This is a genomic window from Sphingorhabdus sp. (assembly GCF_029865925.1).
Taxonomy (GTDB): domain Bacteria; phylum Pseudomonadota; class Alphaproteobacteria; order Sphingomonadales; family Sphingomonadaceae; genus Sphingorhabdus_B.
In genome coordinates this window covers 1-10,569 of the sequence record NZ_JARXAI010000102.1, presented here as the reverse complement: position 1 = coordinate 10,569, position 10,569 = coordinate 1, and the positions used below count along the sequence as shown (strand labels likewise).

Below are 10,569 nucleotides of genomic sequence, written 5' to 3'. Positions count from 1 at the left end.
TCTCCGTAAGGCGGCAGGTTCTTAACGAGCTTGTAATCACCTTTGAACAACACCGCATTGCCAGACAATTCATATCCCAACGGCTTGTCTGGCGAATGGACGGACGACGCAGCCCCTGTGAGCATGGGTGTCAGGTCCGCCCCAATCATGGGCTCGACACGGCGCCCTGAAAAACTGCCTTGCTGCGGCGCCACTCCAGCGAGCATCAGCAAAGTCAGCGGCATATCGGTTACATGAGCAAAACCGGCTGCAACGCTGCCACCCTTGACCGCAGGGTTGCCTGGCCAAGCCATAATCATCGGAACACGCAAGCCACCTTCGCTCGCAGTAAACTTGTACCCACGCAGTGGTGAGACCGATGCGCTGGCAAAACCGGCACCTTGCGCGGTCAGCGAACCCGGGCGCCCTTGTTGGGCGATGCTTTGATCATATTCTTGATTGGCGTTCCAGCGCGTAAATGCGCCCATATTCATTGGATCTGTTGCTTCTGCGCCATTGTCAGACAGAAACACGAAGATGGTATTATCATATGCACCGATGGCCTTTAGATGCGCGATCAACCTGCCGATTTCACGGTCCATCGCCGTGCCCATGCCAGCATAAGCGGCCATCGCACCCGCACGCTGCCGTTGCTGCTGTGCCGACAATTTTGACCAATCACCACTGGTGTTCATGGTCACCGTCGGAACGCCTGCCGGCATCACGCCTTTGGCGATCGCAGCGGCGCGGCGTTCGTTGCGCAGCACAGTCCAACCCGCATTGTAGCGCCCGGCATAAGCCGCGATGTCAGCGTCTCGCGCCTGCACCGGAATATGGTTTGCGATGAAGTTGACGGATGCCAGAAACGGTTTTCCGCTAGCCTTGCCGCGGTCGATATAGCCGATCATCTTGTCGACAATTAGCGTTGAGGAGTAGAAGCGCTTTGGCAGTTTTGCGGGCTTTCCATCCTCGGTCCATTCGGTCTTGTCGTAAATCAGCAGGTTGGGTTTATCTTTAAAATTGTCTGCGCCGGATTGCGCGAGCGCAAGCGCGTGGTCATAGCCGCGCGCCGTTGGCAAGGTATTGGGCGTGTGGCCCAGATGCCATTTTCCGGACAGATAGGTGCGGTAGCCTACAGCGCGCAGCTGTTCAGCAATGGTCACCACACGGTTGTTGAGGTGCGTTTCATAACCAGGCTTGCCCAAATGTTCGGGTGGAATTGTCTCTGGCATATTGCCAAGGCCAGCGCGGTGATTAATCACGCCGGTTTGCAGCATTGCCCGCGTTGGCGAGCAGGATCCTGCCACATGGAAGTTTGAAAAACGTACACCCTTTGCGGCAAGCGCGTCGATATTGGGTGTCGCAATTTCACCACCGAAGGCCCCTACATCGCTAAAGCCCCAATCATCGGCAAGGAGAATGACGATATTGGGACGCTTCGACTGCGCCGCTTGCGCGCCAAGCGTTGATGGACTCAGCAACGCCAGCGCCGTCAATAGGGTTGCCGGTCCCTTAAGGTTCATTAGTTTAGCAACGCGTCGAGGCAGCCCGTCTGCGCGAGCAGCGGGTCAATACGCCCACGTGCGGTCGCATCCAGCGCAGCATAACGCGCGCGCAAATCGGCCAAGCACTTCACCTGATATTTGAACACGCCTTGCGTGTAGGGCAGACCCATCGCGAATATGTGGAAGCTATCTTCGCCTTCCTCAATCGCGGCGGCGTTGGCGAGAAGGAAGGGTATGTAGATGTCGCCGACCTGTTTCAGCCAAGCGGCGATGATCGGCGCAAAGGGCACATCGGCGCCTGCGATCTCCGTATCCCACTGCCCGTCGATTCCCGACATATCGTCAATATGGAGCAGCCAGCGGAAACTATAGGGAAAGTCTTTGCGCATCATCGCCTGCGCAGTGGGGTCAACACCCAGCTGCGACAATTGGCCATACATCCCAAACTCCGCAATGCTCGGCCGAGAACCAAACAGGCAGTGATGATCCACCACATGCACCTCAAGCGCACCCAGCAAAGCGCGCGTTGAGGCTTCAATCAACGGGAAGTTTTCAGCCGCGCAACCGACAATCGCCATGCGGCCGACCTGCCGCGCGCGGAACTGTTCGGCATAACCCTGGCTTGCTGCCAGCCCGCCACCCTTCATCGCGTCAAACGCGAGCCAGCGGCTCATCTGGATCTGGTCTACCTCCTCCAGCCAGCGATACCCGAACATTGCCTTTGTCACCCATTCGTCAGCAAAATCCTCAATCAGATGCGCGATAAAGGCGCGCGCCGGATCGGGCGGGATAACTGATCGTTCGGTATGCCGCGCCTCCAGATCATAAATGAGCGGGGTCGAATCATTGTGGAATGTTCCATCGGGATATTCCATTACAGGAATAACAGGTGCTTTTACCTTGCTCAGCGCGTCACGCGTGTCCGTGCCGTGCACCCACAAATGCGGGATACGGCGATAACGCAAAAGCGCCCGCATCTTCATAGAATAGGGTGAACCCAGTGCTCCGTTGAGTGTGTACATTGTGGGTGGTTCCTTCCGGCATTGCCAACGTCAGTTTGTAATGGACTATATTGACATTATCAATGCCAATATATTGGCTAGGAAGCCTGTTGATCTGGGCGAGCAAGCCCGCCGTTTCTGTCGCTATCGTTGCCATGACCTACGACATCGTCAAGTGCATTTTATAATTTGACATAATGTCATATTTGATAATATGTTAGTTATATGAAAATCAAAATTGATAGCCTGTTAGGGAGCAAGCGAGAGCGAACCCGCGACCAGCTGCTTGTGTCCGCACAATCGCTATTGATGAGCGAAGGCGCGGCAGCGCTCGGCCTGCGTCAGATTACCACCCATGCCGGAATGGTGCATGCGAGCTTTTATAATTATTATCCGGATGTGGCTGCGCTGATCGGTGATCTGGGCGAATTGCTCGGTGCTACCCATGCTGCGGCGATGGCGATGACCGGCGATGATCATGACAACCCGGCCGTGCGCTTCACACGAATTACGCGTCAGACGTTGCGGATTGTGACGGAGCAGCAAGGGTTTGGCCGTTTGATGTTTGACATTGGCTTGCCGAGTGACCGGTTGGCGGCCGAGTTACGGTTGCGGTTGAAGATGGATATTGAAGAGGGTGTCACGGCTGGTCTCTTCACGGTAGCTGACGTAGATCTTGCTACCGCGATAGTCGCGGGGGCAATCACAGGGCTAGCACTTGATCTGCATCGGGGCGTCTTGTGTTCTGCTAAAATTGACTCTGCAACCGCCCAGCTTCTGACATATTTGGGCTTGGATGGAGCTGAAGCGGAGCGTTTGGCGCATGCGGCCTTTGACTTTCCGCCCACACTCGAATTGCCAATGCGCTGGCTGGCTCTGCCACCAGTTCTGCAACGACAAACAGGGGTCGAGCAATGAAGCGCACAGCAGGCCGAGGCGTTGTCATCGACAAGGGCACGCCCGATTTTGTCGCGGCGCTGCTTGGCACCAGCTTCAATGCGCAAGACCCCGGCCGCCGTCCTGATCAGATTGTGCAAGCCAATGATGTGGACGAGGTTATCGGCGCGGTGAAGCGCGCACGTGACGAAGGCCTGACAATCGGCATCTGTTCGGGCGGGCACAGCTGGGCGCAGAACCATATTCGTGATGGCGGGATGCTTGTTGATCTTTCACGGCTTAACAGCATTGCGATCGACGCGGCGCAGGGCACGGCAGTGATCGGCCCAGGCTGCCTCGCCGGTGAACTTAATGCTGCCCTTGTGAAGCACAAACTTTTCTTCCCTGTGGCACATGCCTACACCGTCGGTATGGGTGGCTTCCTGCTGCAGGGCGGCTTTGGTTGGAACAGCAGGGCTTGCGGGGTGGCGTGCCAGAGCGTCATTGGCATCGATGTCGTTCTTGCCGATGGCACATTGGTCCATGCCAGTGAAACGGAAAACGCCGAGCTGCTCTGGGCCGCGCGCGGCGCTGGACCAGGCTTTTTCGGTATTGTGGTCGGCTTTCACCTGAGGCTTCAACCGCGCCCCAAATTCGTTGGTATGAAGGCCCAAGTATTTCGGATCCGCCACCTCGAAGCCGTGATGGCGTGGGCGGATAGGGCAGGGCCAGATGTGGCGCCGTTTGTCGAATTCCAACTCGTCTTCGATCGCAAGGCCATGGGGATATTTGCGCACGGCATACAGGTTCTGGCGCCCGTGCTGGCCAGTAGCTGGCGCGAGGCACGCGCCGCGGTGGACTTCATAGACAAAAGCCCTATCCGCAAGCTTGCCAGCTTTACGCTGCCATTGTTGCCGGTCTCGCTGGACATGATGATGAAGGGAGGCGAAAGGACCCTGTTTTTGCCCAATACCCGCTGGACGGCAGACAGCATGTGGATGAACATGCCGATTGATCCATTGCTGCCGGCCTTGCGGCACATCGCCGATACGCAACCGGCTTCACCCAGTCATGCGCTTTGGCTCAACTGGAACGGACCGGCGGAACGCCCAGACATGGCATTTTCGCTTGAGGCGCGCACCTATCTCGCGCTCTATGGCGGGCTGCGCGGCAAGGCATCGACACCCGCCGATGAAAGCTGGGCAACCGACCATATGCGCGCCTTGCAAGCGCACAGTGTGGGCATTCAGCTTGCTGATGAAAATCTGGGGCGCAGGCCAATGCCGTTCATGGCGCCTGCCAATCTGAAAAGGCTGGACGCCCTGCGCGCCAAATTTGATCCCGAAGGCAGATTTAATCCATATATGGGGCGTGTATAATGAAAAGCAGTAAGCCAATTTCCGGACGCTATTTGGGCTATCGCGAGGCAGATCGCGCCATGCCTTATGCCCGCTTCTTCAACCCTGAGCTTGCCCCATTGGCTTCGCATGTGTGCGCCGCGCTGGACCGGGGTGGCGTTCCGATTGATCTTCTACCTGGGATCGACGGTGCAGCAGAGAATCTTTTTGGCGATACAGCGGTGCTCGAAGACGGCTGGGTGCTCACGCAAGACGGCGGCATGCGTGTGAGTGTACGCACCGACATGCCAGGCGTCACACCGGCAATGGTGGATTGGTGGTTCGGTTGGCACGGCGATGCGCCCGCCAAGTACAAGTTGTGGCATCCGCAAGCGCATGTCCATGTTGGTTGGCGCGAAACGCCGCCTGCCGGCACCAGCGGCCGCGCGCTCTATGTTGGGCAGACGTCAATCGTCGACGAATATATCGGTAGCGATCTGATACGCGGCGCGATCAGCTTCGTGCCGCCGGCCAGTTTTGGTTTTACCGACCCGAGGCTGGATGATGACCAACAGGCGACAATCGTTTGTGCGCGCCTTGGTCTTGGGGATGCGCCCATCGATATTGGCTATTTGGCCCACCATGTCCGCGCGGTCCCAGGCGGCAGTGAAATGCGGTCGCGCTTCTGGATGGGCGGTGCCCATGTCGGCGGACGCAACTTCGTCGGCAGCTTGGCTGCCGCCGTTGCCAAGCGCGTGCTGCGGCTTACAGAGAGCGATGCGCGCGCCCTGCTGGTCCACTGCGGGCAGGAAATGCCGCATCTGGCAGCGTTTCTGCCTGCCTTGCACGCTGAATTTGCCGATAACGGTCCAGCAGGCACCAGCAACACAAGAATGGCCAGTTAAGGTAAAGACATGCGCATCATCACTGTAACCGCTATCGCGCTAATATTGACTGCAGCGGTAGCGGCTTTCGTCGGATTTCGACCACAAGCGGTTCGGGTGCCGCCGCGCCCGGCCCCGTCAACACCGCTGCGCGCGACAATTGCCATCGCGCCCTCGGATCAGGCGCTCACTTTTGCGCGTTATGGTGAAGGTGCTAAAGAACAGACAATTGTAGTCACCCGCTATCAAAACGGGGTCGTAACCGGTGTTGACTTGGCACCCCTGCTGCAGCCCGGTGAGGATGCGATCGCTGTCTATAACCGTCTTGGGTATAACGCCATCGCTGCTTTCGTTGCCGGGGCAAGAACCAGCGTCAACCGCGATGTAGAAACCCTTGCCGTGCCAGTCGATTTGCGTTCCTTACACGCCGCGGCCGCCACAAACTATCCCGAGCATGCCGATGAAGCCAAGGTTAAAGATGGCCCATTCATATTCGCCAAGGTCGCCCAGCCAACATCTTCACGCGCCGCGATCCCGGCAAGCAGCGGCTTGTTAGATTATGAAGTTGAGCTTTGTTTGGTAACACTCAAGCCATTGTCGGCCAAAGCTAGCGCCAAAGGTGGCCTGATCCTGTGTAACGATGTTACCGATCGCGCGGCGCTATTGCGTGGGGCCGACATAAACGACGTTGCCTCGGGTAAGGGTTTTACAGATGGTAAGAGCGGCGCCGGATTTCTTCCGGTAGGCGACCTCTTCGTCGTGCCACGAAACATTAAGTCCTTTGTGGAGCCATTGGAACTGCACTTGTCGGTCAACGGCGAACAAAGGCAGCGGGTGCGCGTGACGAATTGGATTTGGGACTTTGACCGCTTGCTCCTCGAAACGGCCAAGCGGCGGGGTGTTAGCTGGATTTGGCGTGAAGGGCGCGTGCAATTGCCGATCAACAATGACGGTATCTTACCAGATCGTAGTTTGGTCCTTGCAGGGACGCCGGCCGGGACGGTTTTCCAAGGTCCGGGTCCTGCTACTTTCGTGCGCGGCGCGTATGACTGGTTAACGCATTTCGGCCGAGTTAGCATAATCAAGGCAATCGTTGAGCGGACAATCACTGATGATCGCGCCTCTGGCGGCTATCTGAAATCAGGCGATGTCGTGACTATCCGCGCTGATCAACTGGGTACGCTTGAGAACCGCGTCGAATAGAGCCGGCTTTCATTGGACACGCCATGCGTGCTTGCGCTCGGCACGTGCGATGGCGTCGTCGACATCATCACCAAGATAGCCAAGATTCGAACGACTTTGCGAAATTTGGATAGTCCAAAAACTATCCGCGGCATTGCAGGTTAGCGAATCCCTTGTCTGGCGCAATCTCGAAGGATTTCTAATTGGAGTTTAGGTCTTATCTACCGTTAATCTCGATCATGATTTCATTTCTGCGCATGAACGGAAGCGTCCAGGGCGCATTATAATATGCGTACTGGGGCAGATTGGCAGCAACCAAGCTGCGTTCGGCCATGAATGCGCGTAACAGTGTTTCTTGCTTGTCGAGCGACCCCTGGCCAGCGAAGCCTGAGAAGCGGATCACGGCAAAACGCGTCGCCGGCACTTCAATCAATGCGACTTGGGGGTTAACCGGCTTAGGAAGCGTTTCAATCGTGTATTTTGAAGGCATTACAAAACGCACATTCCAAGATGTGCCTTTGGCTTGCTGAATAACCGGCGCGGTCATGGCAATTTTTTCGCTCGACTGTTGGATTACCGGCGCAGTCATCGCGACTTTTGTAGACGATAGATTGTTGCCAAAGATATAATCCGCAATAATACGGAAACCACCTTGGATAGCTTGGTCACGCTCCCCTTCCACCGTTGCCTCCGCCACAATTGTCGGACCATATTCACGGATCTCGAGATTGCCGCTTTTGTTGGACACCGTATAATCCGGTGTCTCGACATTACTTGCCACCGCACTCCACGTGATCGTTCCCAAACCGGCAAGTCCTGTAACAGCAAGAAAAATCCATCTTTTGCGCATTATGTCGGCCTTTCAAGAACGATATTGGGGGTAACACTAAGCTTGAGCGAGAGCAAACTTCAACAAACGCAGGATTTCCGACGCATTTGATTAGGTAAGGATGAAATTCCAATGTTCACCGTTGGCTAAACTATCTCAACGGTTAAACGGCCATTTTTCATTGCAAAAATACATAAAAATAAATGGCACACGGCATTGCCGGTGCGGCTCAGTTTAGCGTCATGCAGCCTTCGTCAATTCGACACAGCTTATCGCACGTTGACCACTTTTGCGATCCAGCTGGATAATCACATCAATCATCGACCGCGCGTAATCACGTGTCTCTTGGCGGCCAAGACCCAGTCCGGCCTGCATGCACATGAAGGCAATTTGTTCCAATGCGCCTTGGGGTGAATTGGCGTGAACGGTACTGATGGAACCGGGATGGCCTGTGTTGATGGCTCGCAAGAACGTTACTGTTTCGCTGCCGCGTAATTCGCCCACAATCAATCGGTCTGGCCGCATGCGAAGCGATGCGCGCATCAGGTCATCGACAGTCACTTTTGCTTCGCCTTGGTCACCTGCCACGGCCACCAACCCAAGCGCATTATCACTCCCGAGACGAATTTCCGGGGTATCTTCGATTGCGATGAGGCGTTCGTGTTTCGGTATCTCCTTCAACAAAGCGTTCAGCAATGTTGTCTTGCCGGATGACGTTCCGCCGGAAATAAGGATTGTTTTGCGCGCCGCAACAGCCGCACGGAAAAAGCTTAGATAATCTTGTTCTTGCAAGAGCGACGCAAGCACAGAGCTATCGTCAGCTACATTGCGCATTGACGGAAGCGCACTTTGTTCAAAATAGCTTTCTAGGGTCATGTCTTGCAACCGGTGTTTGCGGATCGCGAGCGCAACTTCCCCGCGGGTTGCAGGCGGCAACACCATCTGAACGCGGGCACCACCCGGCAATATGGCGGCAAGCAATGGACTTTCGCGGCTGACCCCTTGGTGGTTGATGCGTGCGATCTGATTGGCAAGCCGTTCCAGCAACTGGCTATCAACCTGTGGTGCGTGGTGACGCTCCATCTGTGCTATCCCAAGCCGCTCGATCCATATTTCATGGGGACGGTTCACCAATATCTCGGTCACGTCATCGCAAGCCAGCCAATCGCTGAATGGAGCTAGATAGCTGTTGAGATACACATTTCCGGCACCGCCAGTGATAGGCGGTATATCGTTCATTGGCCGTCGCCGTCAGTGCCCGAAAAGTCGAGGTCGCGGGCGATAAAGATGCGAATGGCTGTCCCTTGGGCAACCTTTACCGTAGGCGGGATATTGATGTCCCGCTGCAAGGCAATTCCTGCAACGCTTTTGGCATCATCGGCCGTACGGACGATGACATCATTGCTCCCCTGCTGCAAAAGCCCAAGGCCGGATTGCACAACTGACAACACTATCGCTGATCCGAAACGCTTAAGGAAATGGCTATCGACTTTTCCACCAAGCCCTGCGCGGCCAAGCGGGTCGGTGACAGGTGAGCCAAGCGCTACCGTAACGCCGTCTGGACGTGTGAGCCGTGTCCAGACTATAAATGCGCGCGATTGTCCCGCAGCGAGCCCTGATCGATATTGGCCAATCAAGCGGCTACCGCTTGGGATGAGCACGCGCCGACCGTCAAAGCCCATAACATCGCGGCTGACAACGGCACGAACATAGCCGGGCAAGTCGGAGTTAATCGCGGTTTCAAGAACGCCTGCGATAATCGCGCCCTGCGGCACGGTATAGCTGCTATTGGCGATACGTACCGCACGGGCAGGTGCGTTTTCACCGGCTGCAACGCGGTCGGAAAATCTGTCTTCTGCACTCAGTTCGTCGTTTTTTGGACCTCCGAGACCCGGCGTGGGCGGCACTAAGGCGACGCCACCTTTTGTTGCATCCACGACGATGCCTGGGGATTGAAAGCGGTTCGGTCCAACCGCTACAGGTCCAACGATGCCCAATGCTGCGCCGCCCGGTTTATTCAAGGGTGGCGGGACTAGGACTGGCGGCGGCAATTCTGGTGGTCCCGGACGCAACATTGCTTGCGGCACAAGACCGCCGGGCGGAACAACCGCAGTTGTTGTGATGGCGTTAGCCTTTGCCGCAATTTGGGTTGCGTCATTCCGGCTACTGGCCAAGCTGGTAAAGGTTAATATGGCAAGCAAGCCAATGCCCAGCACCCCCAATTTCATTCCCGGCGATAGGCCATTTTGCATAGCCACCGGCGACAAAATCTTTTGGTTGGCCTCTTCAAGCGTATCTGAATCTATAGCGCTGCGCGGGTCTGTATTGCCCGATTTGAATATGCTCACGGCTTTACCTCCATGGATTTACAGCCGAATATTCCACATTTCTTCTTCGTCGCGCGTGGCTTGGGGGCATCTGCGCCGGGTGTCGGCACGGCATAAGCGTCGTTAAAGATGATGGTGACTTCTTTGCCATGACGCAGCACAAATTGCGGCGCGATTTGTTCCACGACAGTGTAAGGCCCGCGCACAGCAAAGTTTACGATGCTCTCGCCGGTATCGGGGGTAATGCTGAAAATCGCCGGAGCCGCCGATCCAGCGGCAAAGCGGAAATAGGTCGCTTTGCCATCATCAAATACCTGTTCAGGGACGTTGGCCTTGGCCCCGTCATAGCTATAGGCGCGGTTCCACAATTCAGGCGGGGTCGAAATCAAAAATGGCGGCGTTGCCATAGCATCGGCTGCTATGACTTTGGGTGGATAGCGGAAACGAACAGCATAAGTGATCTGGCTTTGCGGGACACGCAGCCCTGTTTTTGCGACCAGCTCTAGATTGTAACGGCGTAGGTTTGTGATGATCGACAGATTGGTCGCAGGCGGCAAGCCCACAGGTTTCAGGAACATGACCGTTCCTGCGCCATTCGGGGTTACCTGCCAACCCGATGAGTCGCCAATACCAACGGTTTCAATCTGTT

At 56.1% G+C, this 10,569-nt stretch carries 10 protein-coding genes; 4 read left to right on the top strand and 6 right to left on the bottom strand.

The genetic code is table 11. The features are described from left to right. Both QE270_RS10625 and QE270_RS10620 read right to left on the bottom strand, forming a co-directional pair. A partial coding sequence (locus QE270_RS10625; RefSeq protein WP_300039220.1) for an arylsulfatase occupies positions 1-1,502 on the bottom strand: 1,502 nt, incomplete at its 3' end. After that, positions 1,502-2,506, bottom strand: coding sequence for a glutathione S-transferase N-terminal domain-containing protein (locus QE270_RS10620; protein WP_300039218.1), 1,005 nt, complete (start codon positions 2,504-2,506; stop codon positions 1,502-1,504). The genes QE270_RS10625 and QE270_RS10620, both read right to left, overlap by 1 nt. A gap of 204 nt (positions 2,507-2,710) precedes the next feature. On the opposite strand from QE270_RS10620, the gene QE270_RS10615 reads away from it, so the two are divergent. The 4 genes from QE270_RS10615 to QE270_RS10600 are packed head-to-tail and all read left to right on the top strand — an operon-like array spanning position 2,711 to position 6,785. Next, positions 2,711-3,403: a TetR/AcrR family transcriptional regulator gene (locus QE270_RS10615; RefSeq protein WP_300039215.1), complete on the top strand. Its 693-nt coding sequence runs from the start codon at positions 2,711-2,713 to the stop codon at positions 3,401-3,403. After that, positions 3,400-4,740, top strand: coding sequence for an FAD-binding oxidoreductase (locus QE270_RS10610; RefSeq protein ID WP_300039212.1), 1,341 nt, complete (start codon positions 3,400-3,402; stop codon positions 4,738-4,740). The genes QE270_RS10615 and QE270_RS10610 overlap by 4 nt, the downstream gene beginning before the upstream one ends. After that, positions 4,740-5,603: a hypothetical protein gene (locus QE270_RS10605; RefSeq protein WP_300039209.1), complete on the top strand. Its 864-nt coding sequence runs from the start codon at positions 4,740-4,742 to the stop codon at positions 5,601-5,603. The genes QE270_RS10610 and QE270_RS10605 overlap by 1 nt, the downstream gene beginning before the upstream one ends. A 9-nt stretch (positions 5,604-5,612) precedes the next feature. After that, the gene (locus QE270_RS10600) at positions 5,613-6,785 is read left to right on the top strand and encodes a fumarylacetoacetate hydrolase family protein (RefSeq protein WP_300039206.1); all 1,173 of its coding nucleotides are present in this window, start codon (positions 5,613-5,615) and stop codon (positions 6,783-6,785) included. A gap of 196 nt (positions 6,786-6,981) precedes the next feature. On the opposite strand, the gene QE270_RS10595 is transcribed toward QE270_RS10600, so the two are convergent. The 4 genes from QE270_RS10595 to QE270_RS10580 form a co-directional block, all read right to left on the bottom strand. Beyond that, a complete protein-coding gene (locus tag QE270_RS10595; RefSeq protein WP_300039201.1) occupies positions 6,982-7,614 on the bottom strand; it encodes a heme-binding protein in 633 nt (210 codons plus the stop codon). A 219-nt stretch (positions 7,615-7,833) separates the two neighbouring features. Then, on the bottom strand, positions 7,834-8,832 hold the full coding sequence (virB11, locus tag QE270_RS10590; RefSeq protein ID WP_300039198.1) for a P-type DNA transfer ATPase VirB11: 999 nt from the start codon (positions 8,830-8,832) through the stop codon (positions 7,834-7,836). Further along, the gene (gene virB10, locus QE270_RS10585; protein WP_300039195.1) at positions 8,829-9,941 is read right to left on the bottom strand and encodes a type IV secretion system protein VirB10; all 1,113 of its coding nucleotides are present in this window, start codon (positions 9,939-9,941) and stop codon (positions 8,829-8,831) included. The genes virB11 and virB10 overlap by 4 nt, the downstream gene beginning before the upstream one ends. After that, on the bottom strand, positions 9,938-10,569 hold a 632-nt coding region (locus tag QE270_RS10580), incomplete at its 5' end, for a TrbG/VirB9 family P-type conjugative transfer protein (RefSeq protein ID WP_300039192.1). The genes QE270_RS10580 and virB10, both read right to left, overlap by 4 nt.